Origin of the sequence: Rhizobium sp. AP16 (assembly GCF_000281735.1) — a bacterium.
Taxonomy (GTDB): domain Bacteria; phylum Pseudomonadota; class Alphaproteobacteria; order Rhizobiales; family Rhizobiaceae; genus Rhizobium; species Rhizobium rhizogenes.
Genome location: NZ_AJVM01000017.1, coordinates 14,645 through 31,605, shown reverse-complemented (window position 1 = coordinate 31,605; position 16,961 = coordinate 14,645). Strand labels below are relative to the sequence as shown.

15 protein-coding genes and 1 pseudogene are annotated in these 16,961 nt (G+C 59.3%); 10 read left to right on the top strand and 6 right to left on the bottom strand.

Annotated elements, in window-relative coordinates; translation table 11 throughout:
* Window positions 1-155: 155 nt before the first annotated feature.
* Together PMI03_RS31605 and PMI03_RS09770 are read left to right on the top strand one after the other, a co-directional pair.
* Window positions 156-560, top strand: coding sequence for a hypothetical protein (locus PMI03_RS31605; RefSeq protein WP_174052109.1), 405 nt, complete (start codon window positions 156-158; stop codon window positions 558-560).
* Between the two features lie 34 nt (window positions 561-594).
* A complete protein-coding gene (locus PMI03_RS09770) occupies window positions 595-1,326 on the top strand; it encodes a LuxR C-terminal-related transcriptional regulator (protein WP_007692441.1) in 732 nt (243 codons plus the stop codon).
* A 104-nt stretch (window positions 1,327-1,430) separates the two neighbouring features.
* On the opposite strand, the gene PMI03_RS09765 is transcribed toward PMI03_RS09770, so the two are convergent.
* The 5 genes from PMI03_RS09765 to PMI03_RS09745 all read right to left on the bottom strand — a co-directional run bounded on the left by PMI03_RS09765 (window position 1,431) and on the right by PMI03_RS09745 (window position 5,369).
* On the bottom strand, window positions 1,431-2,570 hold the full coding sequence (locus tag PMI03_RS09765) for a DUF2333 family protein (RefSeq protein ID WP_007692439.1): 1,140 nt from the start codon (window positions 2,568-2,570) through the stop codon (window positions 1,431-1,433).
* A gap of 126 nt (window positions 2,571-2,696) precedes the next feature.
* Window positions 2,697-3,743 carry a hypothetical protein gene (locus PMI03_RS09760; protein WP_007692437.1) on the bottom strand — a complete coding sequence of 349 codons (1,047 nt, stop codon included), beginning with the start codon at window positions 3,741-3,743 and terminating at the stop codon, window positions 2,697-2,699.
* Between the two features lie 86 nt (window positions 3,744-3,829).
* Complete coding sequence (locus PMI03_RS09755; RefSeq protein WP_007692434.1) at window positions 3,830-4,219, bottom strand: VOC family protein; 390 nt, start codon at window positions 4,217-4,219, stop codon at window positions 3,830-3,832.
* 87 nt (window positions 4,220-4,306) lie between these two features.
* Window positions 4,307-4,693 (bottom strand): cytochrome c family protein, encoded by a 387-nt coding sequence (locus PMI03_RS09750; protein ID WP_007692433.1) that lies wholly within the window; start codon window positions 4,691-4,693, stop codon window positions 4,307-4,309.
* Between the two features lie 94 nt (window positions 4,694-4,787).
* A complete protein-coding gene (locus PMI03_RS09745) occupies window positions 4,788-5,369 on the bottom strand; it encodes a thymidine kinase (protein WP_007692432.1) in 582 nt (193 codons plus the stop codon).
* Between the two features lie 235 nt (window positions 5,370-5,604).
* Between PMI03_RS09745 and PMI03_RS09740 the strand changes: the two genes are divergently transcribed.
* The 7 genes and pseudogenes from PMI03_RS09740 to ade all read left to right on the top strand — a co-directional run bounded on the left by PMI03_RS09740 (window position 5,605) and on the right by ade (window position 13,410).
* Window positions 5,605-6,561 (top strand): choline ABC transporter substrate-binding protein, encoded by a 957-nt coding sequence (locus PMI03_RS09740; protein ID WP_007692431.1) that lies wholly within the window; start codon window positions 5,605-5,607, stop codon window positions 6,559-6,561.
* Window positions 6,562-6,741: 180 nt separating this feature from the next.
* On the top strand, window positions 6,742-7,587 hold the full coding sequence (gene choW, locus PMI03_RS09735; protein ID WP_007692430.1) for a choline ABC transporter permease subunit: 846 nt from the start codon (window positions 6,742-6,744) through the stop codon (window positions 7,585-7,587).
* On the top strand, window positions 7,584-8,633 hold the full coding sequence (gene choV, locus PMI03_RS09730; protein ID WP_007692429.1) for a choline ABC transporter ATP-binding protein: 1,050 nt from the start codon (window positions 7,584-7,586) through the stop codon (window positions 8,631-8,633). The genes choW and choV overlap by 4 nt, the downstream gene beginning before the upstream one ends.
* 40 nt (window positions 8,634-8,673) lie before the next feature.
* Window positions 8,674-9,422: pseudogene (locus PMI03_RS09725) on the top strand (HugZ family protein).
* A 114-nt stretch (window positions 9,423-9,536) separates the two neighbouring features.
* On the top strand, window positions 9,537-9,854 hold the full coding sequence (locus tag PMI03_RS09720; protein ID WP_007692427.1) for a helix-turn-helix transcriptional regulator: 318 nt from the start codon (window positions 9,537-9,539) through the stop codon (window positions 9,852-9,854).
* Window positions 9,855-10,288: 434 nt separating this feature from the next.
* Entirely contained in the window at window positions 10,289-11,617 is a 1,329-nt protein-coding gene (locus tag PMI03_RS09715) for an aspartate aminotransferase family protein (RefSeq protein WP_007692426.1), read from the top strand.
* A gap of 95 nt (window positions 11,618-11,712) precedes the next feature.
* The gene (ade, locus tag PMI03_RS09710; protein ID WP_039973757.1) at window positions 11,713-13,410 is read left to right on the top strand and encodes an adenine deaminase; all 1,698 of its coding nucleotides are present in this window, start codon (window positions 11,713-11,715) and stop codon (window positions 13,408-13,410) included.
* On the opposite strand, the gene PMI03_RS09705 is transcribed toward ade, so the two are convergent.
* Window positions 13,411-15,057 (bottom strand): alpha-glucosidase family protein, encoded by a 1,647-nt coding sequence (locus PMI03_RS09705; protein WP_007692424.1) that lies wholly within the window; start codon window positions 15,055-15,057, stop codon window positions 13,411-13,413.
* 298 nt (window positions 15,058-15,355) lie between these two features.
* Between PMI03_RS09705 and PMI03_RS09700 the strand changes: the two genes are divergently transcribed.
* On the top strand, window positions 15,356-16,936 hold the full coding sequence (locus tag PMI03_RS09700; RefSeq protein ID WP_007692421.1) for a peptide ABC transporter substrate-binding protein: 1,581 nt from the start codon (window positions 15,356-15,358) through the stop codon (window positions 16,934-16,936).
* The last annotated feature ends 25 nt before the right edge of the window (window positions 16,937-16,961 follow it).

Below are 16,961 nucleotides of genomic sequence, written 5' to 3'. Positions count from 1 at the left end.
AACAAGCTGTTGGGAAAAACAAAAGGGCATGAAAGAAGCCTGGGAGCGATTGCTATCGCAAGACCGATAGCAATCGCTTTGGCCCTTCGCAAGGCACACCGGCATCAAGGCTCATCCGTCGCGACCGGCTGGCATTGTCGCCGGCCGTTGCCGTTTTGATGGAAACCGCCTGTTCATGCGCGAAGCGTTGTGACCGGGCGGGGCTTCCACCCTCTAAGCCACTCGCCGAAAAGCTGCGTGCAGACTATGCTGCGGCCGACTTGAATGTTGCCGGCATCGACAATGCGGAACCGCACATGCCGCAACTCATGCATGTGCGCGCCATGGAGATTTACCAGCGGTTTCGCCTGAAATCATTACCCTTATCCGCTGTCCGGAGGGCACGTCTCGGCGCCATCATGAAGGAAGTTGACCGAACAACTTTTTTACTTGCGTGGGCACCATTTTTAAAAAAGTATTACAAATCAGCAATTTACAATATTAAGATATATGGAAATGAAATTATTTCTGGATATGTGGTATTTTTGCGTCTAGCATTCGCCTGCAAATCCAGTATTTGATAGCTACAACACGCTGTGGGCGCCAATAAGTCACATGTCCTATTTCATCACTGCTGAGAGACAACTGTTGCTTTCCGCCGAGTTGGCCACAGCCCGGACTCAGACGGCTTTTGCCCAGGCTTTGGAACGGACGAGCTCCGCCTTTGGCTTCAGCCAGGTGGCCTTTCTCAATGCCCCGGTTTCCGAAGACTCCATGCTGACGCCGCTCGTCATCGAAGGTTCGGTGCAACCGCAATTTCTGCGCGATTTTGATCGTCAGCAACTGCTCCGCCGCTGCCCGATGCTGCAGCGGGTACGGGACTCCGTGATGCCGCGCGCCTGGCACCTCCTGGAGAAGAACATCTCGCAGGACATGGAGCTGCCGCGCGAACTGCATGCGCTGCTGCTCAGCCACAATTGTCCGATGGGCATTGTGATCCCCATCAATTCCTCCGACGGGCAGCGCCTCGTCTTCTGGTTCATGGGTAACCGCAGCAGCCTCGGCCAAAGCGAGCTCAACGAGCTGAACATGATCATGCTGCAGGCGCACGACATCTATAACTGCATCAAGCGCAATGACGGCTCCGTGCTGCACATGCTTTCGGCCCGGGAGCTGGAAGTCGTCCGCTGGACCGCGCAGGGCAAGACCTCGGTCGAAATCGGCCAGATCCTTTCCCTCTCCGACCACACGGTCAACGCCTATATGATGAATGCGATCAAGAAGCTCGATTGCGTCAACCGCACCCAGCTCGTCGCAAAGGCGATCCGGCTGAAGCTGATCAGCTAGCCCTTTTCGCTATTCCCTAAAATTCCGAAATTTCCGGCCCATCGACCCCGCAGATTGCGGTGGAGAATTGGCGATCGTCAGAACAACGATCGCCCCCTATCGCTTTAACGGCCGCCAAGGACGGAGCGCATTTCCACCAGATTCGAGCGAACGCGCAGAATATAGAAGCCCATCGTCGCCAGATGGCTCGGCATGATCCAGCCATCCTCGCGCCCGTTCGAGATGATGAAGGGCTGAATGCGTAGCGCCGCCTCCAGCTGCTTCATGGTGCCGCCCCAGAGCGTCCCGAGATTGCGTTCGGCGATAACCTGCTGGAAATCGGCCTCGATGGCGCTCAGGATGCCGTAATAGCCATAGAGCTGACCATAGGCGAACCAGAAGCGGTCGTCGGCGCGCATGTCGAACCAGCCGTAATTATGCTTCTCCGATCGCTCCGCAAGGATGTCCGATGTGCTGCCGAGGTCGTTGGCGACACGATCGATGAATTGCAGGAGGTTGTCGGCCCGGCTGTCGAAGACCGCATTGCAGGTGCCGAGATCGGTGTTGAACTTGCGCAGGCTGGTGATTGCCGCGCGATAGTAGCTCGGCGTCGGTGTTTTCGGGCCGAAGGGGCGCATGCCGAAATACCAGCTCGCTTCGTCGAACTGCAGATTGCCACGGGCGCTTTGCAGATCGCCGTTGATGCCCGACGTACCGCGCACGCGGCCGAGCGTATCGACCAGTTCCACCGCCGTGCGCCGCACCGCCTGGTTCACGCCGCGCTGAAAGGCTGCCTTGTTGTCGAGGAACGGCGTGTCGTCCCAGGCGACGCCGAAGAACCCGAGCTTGAAAAGTAGCATCGAGGAGATCCAGGCGTTCTGATTGACGTTGAAGTCGATGAGGTCGGCGGTGACGTCGACTGTCCCGGACGTCTGGCAGGCTTTCGGCGTGGTCGCTGCGACCTGTTGGCCGCTCGCTGCCGGCAATTCTTGCCCTGCCCCGACCTTGCGGTCGTCGAACCTGTAGACGCTGGGATAGCTGGTGTCGAAGCCGCTCCAGACCTGCGTCTGCCAGATGAAATAGATGTAGAGCACCGCCATCAGCGTCACGAAAGCGGCAACCGGCAGCTTGATCAGCCAATTGCGCCGCTGATACCAGCCGTGAGCGGCGAGGAAGGGCCATAAGATCCCGACGACGAGAAGCCCGAGGCCGCGCGCGATGGCGGCGCCGATCCGCTTGAAGAACGCAGTAATCGAATCAAGCATGGACGTCTCCTCTAAAGAGCCGCAGTCCTTCGGATACGTAAAGGACGCAAGGACACTTTGAAATCGCGCAACATATTCACGCCCATGCAGATATGTGTTTCCGCAGGAGACGGCAACCGGCTGATATCATTTTTCAATCGCAGACGATAACGAGGTCTCAGGTTCGGGCTCGACCGGCTGCTCCCCTTCCGTCACCGGCACGGCCGGCAGTGGAGATTCCAGCCGCCGCGCAAATACCTTGTCGGCATGCTCCTTGCGTCTTGCAAGATCATGGCCGGCGAGCACATTGGCCTCGAATGCCCTGATCAACGCGGCGACCGGGGCCGGTCTTTCAACGGTCGGCAAAGGCGGCGCAGCCTCCGACGTCACCGCCTTCAGCAAGGCGATCCGCTGTTCGGTATCGACCGCAAGCTTGGCCGCCATCGCGTTGACGGCGGCGACCTGCGCATTCAGAACTGTCGCCACGCCCTCATAGATATCGATGAGCCGCTGCAATGCCACCCGCCCGGACTGCAAAGCGCGCTCGCGTACGTGAAGATCTTCCTGCTCGGCGAGCAGCCGTCGATACTCCGCTTCAAGTTCGGATTGCGGATCCACGTCGCGCTTGGACGATACGCTGACACGCCGGTCCACAATCCTCAGCGCCAGATCATCGGCCTGGCGCTGAGCATCCTCAATATCGAGATCGACGCGTTGCCGACGCTCGATGACCTGCTCCAGCCGCGTCTCGCAATCGCGAAAGGCTTGAACCAGCAGCGGCCGAGCCTCCCTGAACAGGGCCTCGAGTGAAGCTGACGCCGCCAGCGCCGCATCGAGTTCCGCCACGATCGATGCCGGCTTGGCATGTCCTTGGCCAATCCTGCGCCCGAACCAGGTTGACGTTTCAGCACCGGCCTTTTCATCAAACAGTCGCCGATGCTGCAAATCCGCGGCCACGGTGACCTCATCGAGTTCCCTGACCAGCAACCGAGCGAGGGATTTCCAGCGGTCGAGCAACTCGAGCGTCTCACGCACCTGCGCCTCTTCCACCGGGAAATTGACGGCACCGAGACGGGTGTCGCGCTTGGCGTGGCTGGCAAGCATGGTGTTTGCCGCAACCAAGCCCTTGATCGCATCATCGAGCGTCACGCGCGCCTTGTCGAGCGCGCCGTCGAAGGAATGAACCTTGACCATGAAAGCGTCTCTCAATTGCCATTACCGGCGAGATTAACCGCTTATAGGTGCAAAGAAAATGACCGAGCGACACATCTGTTTTTGCGTCAATTACCCTTGGGTACTTTATTCTCTGGCTCGCCGATCTCGATCGCATGCCCATCCGGATCATAAAAACGGAAGACCCGCTGCCCCCATTCCTGCGTTTCGACAGGGTGGATCAATTCGACATGCGGTGCGATATTGGCGAAGGCCGCATCAATATCCTCATGTTCGAAATACAGAAGCAGGTTCCTTTGCCCATAGGACTTGGGGGGATCGCTATCTTGCCGCCAGATCGTCTTTTCGAGAGACCGTCCTTCGTGGATCGCAAAACCAGTCTCGAAGAGAATAAAATTTCCGAAATCTTCTATGATCTTCAGACCGAGCCGCTCGTTGTAGAACGCCTTCGAGCAATCTATGTCGCGAACAAACGGGATGGGATTCACAAAACGCATTGCTTTTTACCGACGGAGTTTGAGAAACACGTCCGCAAGAGGTTTTGACGCGGCAGCCCGATTAGAGCGACAGCAGAGCCTGCACCTTTACTGAGCAACGGCCGGGCTCTTCAGATAGGCGATGATATTGTCGATATCCTTGTCGCTCTTCAAGCCCTGGAAAGTCATCTTCGTGCCCTTCACCAGGAATTGCGGGCTGGGCAGGTATTTCCGCAGTAGCGCCTCGTCCCATACCTTGCCGTCGGCGCCGAACGCCTTCATCGCCGTCGAGTAATTGTAATCCGGCACAGTGGCGACGGGGCGGCCGACCACGCCCATCAGCGACGGCCCGACATGGTTCTCATGCGCGGTCGCCGTGTGGCAGACGGCGCATTTCTTGAAGACCGTCGCGCCGGCGACCGCGTCACCATCGGCAAAAGCGGACGAACTGGAGAAGAGAGCAGCGGCCGCGGCCAGCAGACAGAGCGATTTCATTAGTCCTCCCCGATCGGGAAGCGATCCATCCCGTTGCCGCGACCATAGAGACATTTGTCGCCGCGTGCCGGATGACGCAATGACGCGGGCAGTCTTACTCGTCCGCCATCGCCGCTTCCCAGTGGCGGCGGCAGAGCGAAACATATTTGTCGCTGCCGCCGATCTCGATCTGCGCGCCGTCGCGCGCCGCCTTGCCGGCCGAATCGAGGCGCACCACCATGGTCGCCTTGCGCCCGCAATGGCAGATCGTCCGCACTTCGCGCAACTCGTCGGCGATCGTCAGCAGCTCCTGTGAGCCCGGAAATAACTTCCCATGGAAATCCGTCCGCAGTCCGTAGGCCATGACCGGCAGGTCAAGGCGATCGACGACATGAGCAAGCTGCCAGACCTGCTCATGCGACAGGAATTGCGCCTCGTCGACAAAGACGCAGGCCAGAGGCTCCTCGGCATGCATTTCATCGACCAAGGTGAAGAGATCGTCGGCGGCATCGAACGGTATGGCATCCATCGTCAGGCCAATACGCGACGCAATCTTGCCGCGACCGGCGCGATCGTCCAGCGCAGCAATAAAAGCCGCGGTACGCATGCCGCGCTCCTGATAATTGTAAGCCGCCTGCAGCAGCATGGTCGACTTGCCGGCATTCATCGTCGAATAATGGAAATAGAGCTTGGCCATGACGTTCTCCTTGATTGCTTCATGGGTGCTCTGAAGCGTGAAGGAAAGACGCCTCCTGCAAAAACCACAGGATTTACCGTGGATTCACGCAATACGGGATTAGCCCGACAACACTCGACCGGAAAAATGAGGAGCGTCGCAATCAGCCCCTCCAAACCGGCGCAAATACGCGGAGGTCGCTTGTAAATCTCGGTTATTGGTGCTTGCTTGGGAACGTTAGACTGGGAGTCACGTAATGATAAAAATGACATTTACCGCACTTGCCTTCGCTTCAACCCTTTCCGCGCTCACGCTGGGCGCAACCGCAGCTTCCGCCGCCGAACCGGCGAGCTGTAGCACCGTGCATTTCGCCGATGTTGGCTGGACGGATATTACCTCCACCACGGCGACGGCCTCCATCCTTCTGAAGGCTCTCGGCTACGACACCGACGTCAAGGTGCTCGCCGTGCCGGTGACCTACCAGTCGCTGAAAAACAAGGACATCGACGTCTTCCTCGGCAACTGGATGCCCTCCATGGCCGAGAACATCAAGCCGTTTGCCGAAGACAAGTCGGTCGAAACCGTCGGCGCCAACCTGGAAGGCGCGAAATACACGCTCGCGACCAACGAAAAGGGTGCGGCACTCGGCATCAAGGACTTCAAGGACATTGCCACCCACAAGGACGACCTGGACGGCAAGATCTACGGCATCGAGCCGGGCAATGACGGCAACCGCCTGATCATCGACATGGTCGACAAGAACACCTTCGGCCTCAAGGGCTTCGAAGTGGTCGAATCCTCCGAACAGGGCATGCTTGCCCAGGTGTCCCGGGCGGACAAGGAAGGCAAGCCGATCATCTTCCTCGGCTGGGCCCCGCATCCGATGAACACCAACTACAAGATGACCTATCTCTCCGGCGGCGACGACGTCTTCGGAGCAAACTATGGCGGCGCGACGGTTTACACCAACGTCCGGGCCGGTTATCTGCAGGAATGCCCGAATGTCGGCGCCTTCGTGAAGAACCTCGTCTTCTCGTTGCCGATGGAAAACGAGATCATGGGCAAGATCCTGAACGACAGCAAGGAGCCGGAAGTGGCTGCAACGGAATGGCTGAAGGCCAATCCGACGGCAATCACCCCCTGGCTTGCCGGCGTCACCACCAAGGATGGCGGTGACGGGCTTGCGGCAGTCAAGGCCAAGCTCGGCCTGTAACATTGAAGGGATAAGGGGCGGCTTAACCGCCCCTTTCTCTTCCATGAACGGACTGCTTCCCTCCTATTGCGCTGCGCATCGGGTAACGCCCATCTGGCGCCATAGGCCGTTATTCTCCGGCGGCCGCATCCGGAACGACCCAAGACGTCCGGGTTCGCCGCCCAAAGAGTGGGCAAAGACGTGAACTGGTTAACCGATTACCGCATCCCTATCGGCCCCTGGGCCAAAGCCGTCGTCGACTGGCTGACGACCAATTTCATATGGTTCTTCGACGGCCTTTCCTTCGTCGCGTCACATGGGATCAAAGGACTGCTATTCCTTCTGCAGGCGCCACATCCGCTGATCGTCGTCGTCGTTATTGCGGCCATCGCCTACTGGATGCGCCGGAGCGTTGCGGTCACCGCCCTCACCTTCATCGGACTGCTCGTCACCATCAACCAGGGCTACTGGAAAGAGACGACCGAGACGCTTGCGCTGGTGCTGGCCTCCACTTTCGTCTGTATGCTGGTCGGCGTCCCCCTCGGCATCGCCGCCGCGCGCCGCCCGTGGCTCTATGCGATCATGCGGCCGATCCTCGATCTGATGCAGACCATCCCGACCTTCGTCTATCTGGTGCCGGCGATGATCCTGCTTGGCCTTGGCATGGTGCCGGGCCTGATCGCCACCGTCGTCTTCGCCATTCCCGCTTCAATCCGCATGACCCGTCTCGGCATCATCTCGACGCCGCCCTCTCTCGTCGAAGCGGCTGAAGCCTTCGGCGCAACGCCGCGACAGGTACTGCGCAAGGTCGAGGTGCCCTTCGCCATGCCGCAGATCATGGCCGGCCTGACGCAGACGATCATGCTATCGCTCTCCATGGTGTCCATCGCCGCCCTCGTCGGGGCCCCTGGTCTCGGCGTGCCGGTGCTGCGCGCGCTGAACAGCGTCAATGTCGCCAAGAGCTTCGATTCCGGCTCCTGCATCGTCATTCTCGCAATCATTCTCGACCGCATGTTCCGTGCCCCCGGCGAAGGAGACCGCTCATGACCACTGCCGTCGCCTTCAACAATGTCAGCATCATCTTCGGCGACCGCCCCGAGGCAGCCCTCAAGCTCGCGGACGAAGGAAAGACCCGCGACGAGATCGGCAAGGCAACAGGCCTGGTGCTCGGCGTCGCCAATGCCTCGCTAGAGGTCGAGGAAGGCGAAATCCTCGTGCTCATGGGCCTTTCCGGTTCCGGCAAGTCGACGCTGCTGCGCGCCGTCAACGGCCTGGCCCCGGTTGTGCGCGGCAATGTCGTCGTCAATACCAAGGCCGGGCCGGTCAATCCCTATGACTGTAGTCCCAAGACGCTGCGCGACCTGCGCATGCACACGGTCTCCATGGTGTTCCAGCAGTTTGCATTGCTGCCCTGGCGCACCGTTGCCGACAATGTCGGCTTCGGCCTCGAGCTTGCCGGTGTGCCGGAGCCTGAACGCAAGAAACGCGTCGACGAACAGCTGGAACTCGTCAACCTGACGCAATGGGCCAACCGCCGGGTCAACGAGCTCTCCGGCGGCATGCAGCAGCGCGTCGGCCTTGCCCGCGCCTTTGCAACCGGTGCGCCGATCCTGCTCATGGACGAGCCGTTCTCGGCGCTTGACCCGTTGATCCGTACCCGCCTGCAGGATGAGCTTCTGGAATTCCAACGCCGCCTGAAGCGAACGATCCTCTTCGTCAGCCACGATCTCGATGAAGCCTTCCGCATCGGCAATCGCATTGCCATCATGGAGAGCGGGCACATCATCCAGTGCGGTACGCCGCAGGAAATCGTCAGAAACCCTGCCGATCAGTATGTCGCCGACTTCGTGCAGCACATGAACCCGATCAGCATGCTGACAGCGGGCGATGTCATGCAGCAGGGCATTGGCCATTCTTCGGTCGGCGGCTCTGTTACCGGCACGACCACGGCGACAACGCCGCTCATCGATATTCTCGACGCGCTGACGCGTCAGCCGGGCAATATCGGCGTCGTTGACAACGGCGTGATTATCGGGACGATTTCCGCCCAGGATGTCGTGGCTGGCCTCACCAGCCACCGACGAAAGGAGTAGTCCACCCGGACTGCTCTCCTTATCCTGCGGGAGAGAGACGATGAACGACAAGCCGTCCGTGCTGCGGGAAACCGACGAGGAGGCGCGCAAACAGGCGCGTATCCTCTTACATTCGGCCCGCTACGCGGCACTTGCCGTCATCGATCCTGAGACCGGCTTTCCCTCCGTCAGCCGCGCTCTGACCGGCACCGATATCGACGGCGTGCCGGTCATCCTCGTCTCCAGCCTCTCAGCCCATACCAAGGCGCTGTCGAAGGACCCGCGCTCCTCTTTGCTCTTCGGCGAGCCCGGCAAGGGCGATCCCCTCGCCCATCCACGCCTCAGCGTCCAATGCAATGCCGAGCGCGTCGATCGTGAACATCCGCTGCATGAACGCATCCGCTCACGTTTCCTCGCCCACCATCCGAAGGCGAAGCTCTACATCGATTTTCCGGATTTCTGCTTCTTTCGCCTCGTCCCGCTTGTCGCCAGCCTGAATGGCGGCTTCGGCAAAGCCTTTGTTCTGCCGGGCTCCGATCTGATGATTCTTTCGGCGGCTAATGAAGTGCTGGCGAAAGAGGCAGACACCATAGTGCGAGAATTAGTATCCCGCCGCCCAACATAGCCTCGGCCATCACGGGTGGGTCAGAGGGAAAAATGGGCGAGTGGTGGCGGATTTACGACCTGGATATGGCGGGAATCGACCTAATTCGGGAAAATGGGACGTTCGGAGGGGAATTCGACCTACCCGTATGGGCGGGAGACGACATTAAATTACACATATCTAAAATAGCATACTCGATACCTTAAATTTAGGTATATACAATCTTTCACCCAACTTGGTATTGTTAGCTATCGGGTTAGCTCCCCGGTTTAGAAATTACGCAATTTCTGATGTACGCTCCGCATTAGGAAGATCAAGAGATGAAAACAAGAAATTTGGCTGACCACTCCAACGTGGCGGCAGCACTACTATCTGCAATGGCGAACCCCAAGCGCCTGATGATTCTTTGCAGCTTGGTCAAGGGTGAAGTCCCGGTCGGCGTATTGGCCAACCAAGTGGGGCTCAGCCAATCTGCGCTTTCCCAGCATCTTTCGAAGCTTCGTGCCCAGAAGCTGGTAAAGACCCGCCGCGATGCTCAAACCATTTACTACTCCAGCACTTCAGAGTCGGTCATCCGAGTCCTGGAAACGCTGGAAGACATTTATTGTGAACCGGAAAAAAGTAGAACGGCTGCTTAAGAGCCAAAACTGGCTCTAGGACTGCCGGAGCATGATCCGCAGGGGGAGGACACGTCCCACCCTTAAGATCAGGCTGCTTTCATGACCACAATTATATATCTGATTTGGCTGGCAAATTTTCAATTTGCCAGCTTTTTCGTGTTTAGTCCCATCTGCGTACCAGCGACACACGCCACGGCTCCATCGCGTTCGCCAGTCGCTTCTCTCCGTACTGGATGCGATCTGATCTGATTTGGCTTGAGCAAACAAGACAAGACAAGACAGAACTAGACTAAAAACGAAATCACCGCATCCTCCCTTCCCCGAACCCTCCGTCGTCTCCCCCGGCTTCATCTTGACGCCATGGGGCCGACTGATAATTTGACCAGACAGTCAATAATCACGCGGCCTCTACCGCGATCGGGAGATGGCCCCGAAAGGCCATGGAGAACAGCATGTCCAACCGTCTGAACGCCACCCCCAACGATCTCAGCGCCTTTTGGATGCCGTTTACGGCCAATCGCCAGTTCAAGAAGGAGCCGCGCCTCTTCGTCAGTGCCAAGGACATGTACTACACCACCCATGACGGACGGCAGGTGCTGGATGGAACGGCGGGTCTGTGGTGTGTGAACGCCGGACATTGTCGCCCGAAGATCACAGAAGCCATCAGCCAGCAGGCAGGCGAGCTCGATTATGCGCCGGCTTTCCAGCTCGGCCATCCCAAGGCCTTCGAACTGGCCAACCGGCTGGTGGATATCGCGCCCGAGGGCATGAACCATGTTCTCTATACAAATTCCGGCTCTGAATCCGTCGAGACCGCGCTGAAAGTGGCGCTTGCCTATCATCGTGTGAAGGGCAACGGCTCCCGCTCCCGCCTGATCGGCCGCGAGCGCGGCTATCACGGCGTCAATTTCGGCGGCATTTCCGTCGGCGGTATCGTCACCAACCGCAAAATGTTCGGCACGCTGCTGACCGGCGTCGACCACATGCCCCACACCCATGTTCCCGGCAAGAATGCCTTCACACGCGGCGAGCCCGAGCATGGCGGCGATATCGCCAGCGAGCTGGAGCGCATCGTCACGCTGCACGACGCCTCCACCATCGCCGCCGTCATCGTCGAGCCGGTCGCCGGCTCCACCGGCGTACTGATCCCGCCGAAGGGCTACCTGCAGAAGCTGCGCGAAATCTGCACCAAGCACGGCATCCTGCTGATCTTCGACGAGGTCATCACCGGCTTCGGCCGCCTCGGCACGCCCTTCGCCGCCCAATATTACGATGTCACCCCCGACATCATCACCACAGCCAAGGGCCTGACCAACGGCGTCATCCCGATGGGCGCGGTCTTCGTCACCTCGGAAATCCACGACGCCTTCATGCAGGGACCCGAGCACATGATCGAGTTCTTCCATGGCTATACCTATTCCGGCAACCCGATCGCCGCAGCCGCGGCACTTGCCACGCTCGACACCTACAAGGAAGAAGGCCTGCTGACCCGCGCCGCCGAACTCTCGGACTATTGGGCCGACGCACTGCACTCGCTGAAGGATTGCCCCAACGTCATCGATATCCGCAACACCGGCCTGATCGGCGCAATCGAACTCTCCCCCATTGCCGGCGAACCCACCAAGCGCGCCTTCACCGCCTTCCTGAAAGCCTATGAAAAAGGCCTGCTGATCCGCACCACCGGCGACATCATCGCTCTCTCCCCGCCCCTGATCATCGAAAAACACCACATCGACGAACTCTTCGGAAAGCTCCGGGAGATCTTGCAGAATAATATCTGAGGCTTAGTCTTAGGAAATCACCGCCCCTCATGTCCCCATTGTTGCAAACGCAGAATGGTCGGATATGAGGGGCGAACTTTATGCGAGGGATGAACATGACCGCCAAACTCGAACGCTATATCGACCAGGGCGTCGGCCGGGAGCCGGCGGATATCGTGCTTAAGGGCGGGCGGTTCTTCGATCTGGTGACGGGCGAACTCGTCGCTTCCGACATCGCCATTTGCGGCGACCGGATCGTCGGCACCTGCGGCGATTATCAGGGCCGCGAGGAGATCGATATTTCCGGCCGGATCGTCGTGCCCGGCTTCATCGACACGCATCTGCATATCGAATCCTCGCTGGTGACGCCGCATGAGTTCGACCGCTGCGTTCTGCCCTATGGCGTGACGACCGTCATCTGCGACCCGCATGAGATCGCCAATGTGCTTGGCACGGAGGGCATCCAGTATTTCCTGGACAGCTCGCTCGAGACCATCATGGATATCCGCGTCCAGCTCTCCTCCTGCGTGCCGGCGACGCATCTGGAAACCTCCGGCGCCGATCTGCCGATCGAGAAGCTGCTGCCCTTTCGAAACCATCCCAAGGTCATCGGCCTTGCCGAATTCATGAATTTTCCGGGTGTCGTCTATAAAGACCCCATCTGCATGGCCAAGCTCGACGCCTTCCAGGGCGGCCATATCGACGGTCATGCGCCGCTGCTGCGCGGCAACGATCTCAACGGCTATCTCTCAGCCGGCATCCGCACCGAGCATGAATCGACCACCGCCGAGGAGGCCCTCGAAAAAATCCGCAAAGGCATGCATATTCTCGTGCGCGAAGGGTCGGTTTCCAAGGACCTGCACGCCCTGATGCCGATCCTGACCGAGCGGCTGTCGCCCAATCTGGCGCTCTGCACCGACGACCGCAATCCGCTCGACATCGCCGAGCAGGGCCATCTCGATTATATGATCCGCACGGCGATTGCCCATGGCGTCGAGCCGCTGGCAATCTATCGCGCCGCCTCGATCTCCGCCGCCCGCGCCTTTGGCCTGCGCGATCGCGGCCTGGTGGCGCCCGGCTGGCGCGCCGATCTGGTCATCATCGACAGCCTGGAGAGCTGCAAGGCTGAGACGGTGTTCTCGGCGGGTCGCCGTGTCACGACAGAGCTATTCGCCACCCGCAAGCCGGTCGCCCCGGTCGGCCTCGACAGCGTCCGGGCACGCCCGATCAATGCTGCCGATTTCGGCGTGCCGGTCGCAGAGGGCGAGAGCTCCGTCATCGGCGTTATCCCCGGCAAGATCATCACCGAACATCGCCGCTACCGTCTGCCGCTCAAGGGCAACCAGACCGACCTCGACCTCGGCAACGACATCATCAAGGTCGCCGTCATCGAGCGCCACGGCAAGAATGGCAACCATGCCAATGGTTTCGTTCAAGGCTTTGGATTGAAAAAAGGCGCAATCGCCTCGACCGTCGGCCATGACAGCCACAATATTTGCGTCGTCGGCGTCAACGAGGACGACATGGCCCGCGCCGCCAACCGTCTGAGCGAAATCAACGGCGGCTTCGTCGTCGTCGAAAACGGCGTCGTCACCGGCGAAATCGCCCTGCCCGTTGCCGGCCTGATGAGCCTCGAGCCCTATGAAAGCGTGCGCGACACGCTGCATCATCTGCGCCAGGCAGCCTATGCCCTCGGCGCGACGCTGGAAGAACCCTTCCTCCAGCTCGCCTTCCTGCCCCTGCCGGTCATCCCGCACCTGAAGATCTCGGACCGAGGTCTTGTGGATGTCGACAAGTTCATGCTGATCGGTTGATCAGTCAACCTTCCCGCAAAACACGTCCAATGCGGCAAGCGTTATGACCTCGTCGGCGTTGGCAGCTCCAAAGCCCGGCATCGGCACAGCCTTCACCACCTTCACCCCTTCCGGTAGAGCAACCTTCACAGGCGCGCGCGAAAGATTGAAGACGAAAAGCAACGTCTCGTCGCCCTTGCTGCGCATGAAGGCGAGCACATCTTCCTTGGTATCGAGAAAGGTCATGTCGCCGTCGAGCAGTGCCGGATGCTGCTTCCGGAAAGCCAGTGTTTGGCGATAGTGATGCAACACGGATTGCGGATCGGCCTCCTGCTTGTCGACGGCAAGTGCGGCATGCTGATAGGGCACTGGCAGCCATGATTTCTCCGCCGTGGTGAAGCCGGCATGTACGCGGCTCGCCTCCCAGGGCATCGGCGTGCGGCATCCGTCACGCCCCTTGAAGGCCGGCCAGAAGCGGATGCCGTAGGGATCACGCAGATCCTCGAAAGAAAGCTCCGCCTCGGGCAGGCCCAGCTCCTCGCCCTGATAGAGGCAGATCGAGCCGCGCAAGGTCGACAGCAGCGAAATCGCCAGCTTGGCTACACGCGGCTGCTCGGCCTCGGTTGCGGCGAAGCGGCTGACATGGCGGTTAACGTCGTGGTTGGAGAAAGCCCAGCAGACCCAGCCGTCGGCGACATTGGCCTGGAAATCGCCGACGCAACGGCGGAAATGCGCCGGCGTGAAATCCGGTCCGAGCAGATCGAAGGTATAGCACATATGCAGCTTGTCGCCGCCGCTGGTATAGGCGGCCACCGTCTGTAGCGAGCGGGCGCCATCGCCGACTTCGCCGACCGTCGTACGTCCCTCATACTGATCGAGCAGCGCGCGGAAACGTTTCAGGAAATCGATATTTTCCGGCTGCGTCTTGTCGTAGAGATGATTCTGCATGCCATAGGGATTGCTCTCCGGCGCATCCAGCCCGCCGACCACGCTCGCCGCGGGCGGATTATCCCTCAGCTGCTTGTCGCAGAAATAGTAGTTGACCGTATCCAGCCGGAAGCCGTCGACGCCGCGGTCGAGCCAGAACTTGACCGTCGCCAGCAAGGCGTCCTGGACTTCGCTATTGTGGAAATTCAGGTCCGGCTGCGAGGTCAGGAAATTATGCTGGTAATATTGCCGGCGCACGCCATCCCATTCCCAGCCCGGCCCGCCAAAGATCGACAGCCAGTTGTTCGGCGCCGTGCCGTCCGGCTTCGGATCGGCCCAGACATACCAGTCCGCCTTGGGATTGTCGCGGCTTGCCCGGCTCTCCACGAACCAGGGATGGCGGTCCGATGTATGTGAGATCACCTGATCGATGATGACCTTGAGACCGAGCGCATGCGCCGATGTCATCATCTCGTCGAAATCGGCGAGCGTCCCGAAGATCGGATCGACATCGCAATAATCTGCGACGTCATAGCCCATATCCGCCATCGGCGAGGTGAAGAACGGCGCCAGCCAGATGGCGTCGACACCGAGCGAGGCGATATGCGGCAGGCGGCGGGTGATGCCCTTGATATCGCCGAGCCCATTGGCGTCGGTATCCTGAAACGATCGCGGATAGACCTGATAGATTACCGCTCCACGCCACCAATCGGCTCCCGCCGTCTTGTCCGCTGATGTCATCAACAATCCGCCTCGATTTCATAAGGGTTCCTTCAAGTCGCACACTAAACTTGAGGCGGCAAGCTGCCAATCGGGGAAGCGCGTCACTTGAATTGAACGCGCAGGTTTTATGAGGCTGATTTCGCAAAACTCCCAGGCTGCAAAACTCCCGACCACCAGCGGCGATTCGTCTGGGGGGCTTGAAAGCGACGTTGCTTCAGATAACTTGCGACATTGACCTGCACGTCCAGGTCATCTGCGGAACTAAAATAACCTTGAAAAAACAAGGTCCGTAACTCCAGAAAGGTGGGGAATAGATATGGCTTATTTCACTCGAAAATTCATCGCGTCGGCGTTCGTCGGCACCTTATTGAGCGTTTCCGCACATGCGGCGACCCTCAATATCCACAATGGCGGCGACCCCACGTCGCTCGACCCACAGAAGATTTCCGGCGACTGGGAAAATCGCATCGACGGTGATATTTTCGAAGGCTTGGTGACCGAAGATCCCAAGGACAACCCCATCCCTGGCCAGGCTGCAAGCTGGACCATTTCCCCGGACCAGAAGGTCTATACCTTCAAGCTGCGCGACGGCATCAAATGGTCCGACGGCACGCCGGTGACCGCGAGCGACTTCGTCTTCTCCTTCCAGCGCCTGATGGACCCCAAAACCGCCGCCCAATATGCCTACCTGCAATATACGATCCTGAACGCGGAGAAGATCAACAAGGGCGAGATCAAGGATCTGAGCCAGCTCGGCGTCAAGGCGATCGATGACAAGACGCTGGAAATCACGCTCGAAAACCCCACCCCCTACTTCCTCAACGCATTGATGCACTACACGGCCTATCCGGTGCCGAAGCATGTCGTTGAAGCCAAGGGCGACGAGTGGGTCAAGATCGGCAACATCGTCACCAACGGCCCCTACAAGCCCACCGAATGGGTGCCCGGTTCGCATGTCAGCATGGTCAAGAGCGATCAGTATTACGACGCCAAGGACATCAAGATCGACAACGTCAACTACTATACGCTGGAAGACCAGGCTGCGGCGCTGAAGCGCTACCGCGCCGGCGAGTTTGACATCCTGACCTCGTTCCCCGCCGACCAGTATGAGTGGATCCAGAAGAACCTTCCTGGTCAGGCGCATGTCGTTCCGTTCCTCGGCACCTATTACTACGTCCTGAACTCCACCAAGCCGCCCTTCAACGACAAGCGCGTCCGTCAGGCCCTCTCCATGGCCGTCAACCGCGAAGTCATCGGCCCGAAGATCCTCGGCACCGGCGAACTGCCGTCCTATTCCTGGGTGCCGCCGGGCACCGCCAATTATGGCGAACCGGCCTATGTCAGCTGGAAGGACGAGCCCTACAAGCAGAAGGTCGAAGAGGCCAAGAAACTGCTCAAGGAAGCAGGCTTCGGCCCCGACCATCCGCTGAAGGCGCAACTCCGCTACAACACCAACGACAACCACAAGCGTATCGCCGTTGCGATCGCCGCCATGTGGAAACCGCTTGGCGTGGAGATCGAGCTCTACAACACCGAAACCAAGGTGCATTACGACGAGATGCAGCGCGGCGAAGTACAGATCGGCCGTGCCGGCTGGCTCGCCGACTACAACGACCCAATCAACTTCCTGAACCTGCTGTCGACCGGCGTCGAAATGAATTACGGCCGCTGGAGCAACAAGGATTACGATGCGCTGATCAAGCAGGGCAACGAAGAGATCGATCTGAAGAAGCGTGCCGAGATCTACAAGAAGGCCGAACAGCTGGCGCTCGACGACAGCGCGGCGATCCCGATCTACTATTATGTTTCGCAGAATATCGTTGCACCGAAGGTTGAAGGCTTCGTGGACAATATTCAGGACATTCACCGTACCCGCTGGCTGTCCATCAAACAATAATAGGAAAAGGCCCTGCCCGCTCTTG

Bases quoted from the DNA above. Each gene is read 5' to 3' on its own strand.
- PMI03_RS09770 (WP_007692441.1), top strand. From the start codon at position 595: ATGTCCTATTTCATCACTGCTGAGAGACAACTGTTGCTTTCCGCCGAG.
- PMI03_RS09765 (WP_007692439.1), bottom strand. From the start codon at position 2,570: ATGCTTGATTCGATTACTGCGTTCTTCAAGCGGATCGGCGCCGCCATC.
- PMI03_RS09760 (WP_007692437.1), bottom strand. From the start codon at position 3,743: ATGGTCAAGGTTCATTCCTTCGACGGCGCGCTCGACAAGGCGCGCGTG.
- PMI03_RS09755 (WP_007692434.1), bottom strand. From the start codon at position 4,219: ATGCGTTTTGTGAATCCCATCCCGTTTGTTCGCGACATAGATTGCTCG.
- PMI03_RS09750 (WP_007692433.1), bottom strand. From the start codon at position 4,693: ATGAAATCGCTCTGTCTGCTGGCCGCGGCCGCTGCTCTCTTCTCCAGT.
- PMI03_RS09745 (WP_007692432.1), bottom strand. From the start codon at position 5,369: ATGGCCAAGCTCTATTTCCATTATTCGACGATGAATGCCGGCAAGTCG.
- PMI03_RS09740 (WP_007692431.1), top strand. From the start codon at position 5,605: ATGATAAAAATGACATTTACCGCACTTGCCTTCGCTTCAACCCTTTCC.
- choV (WP_007692429.1), top strand. From the start codon at position 7,584: ATGACCACTGCCGTCGCCTTCAACAATGTCAGCATCATCTTCGGCGAC.
- PMI03_RS09720 (WP_007692427.1), top strand. From the start codon at position 9,537: ATGAAAACAAGAAATTTGGCTGACCACTCCAACGTGGCGGCAGCACTA.
- PMI03_RS09715 (WP_007692426.1), top strand. From the start codon at position 10,289: ATGTCCAACCGTCTGAACGCCACCCCCAACGATCTCAGCGCCTTTTGG.
- ade (WP_039973757.1), top strand. From the start codon at position 11,713: ATGACCGCCAAACTCGAACGCTATATCGACCAGGGCGTCGGCCGGGAG.
- PMI03_RS09705 (WP_007692424.1), bottom strand. From the start codon at position 15,057: ATGACATCAGCGGACAAGACGGCGGGAGCCGATTGGTGGCGTGGAGCG.
- PMI03_RS09700 (WP_007692421.1), top strand. From the start codon at position 15,356: ATGGCTTATTTCACTCGAAAATTCATCGCGTCGGCGTTCGTCGGCACC.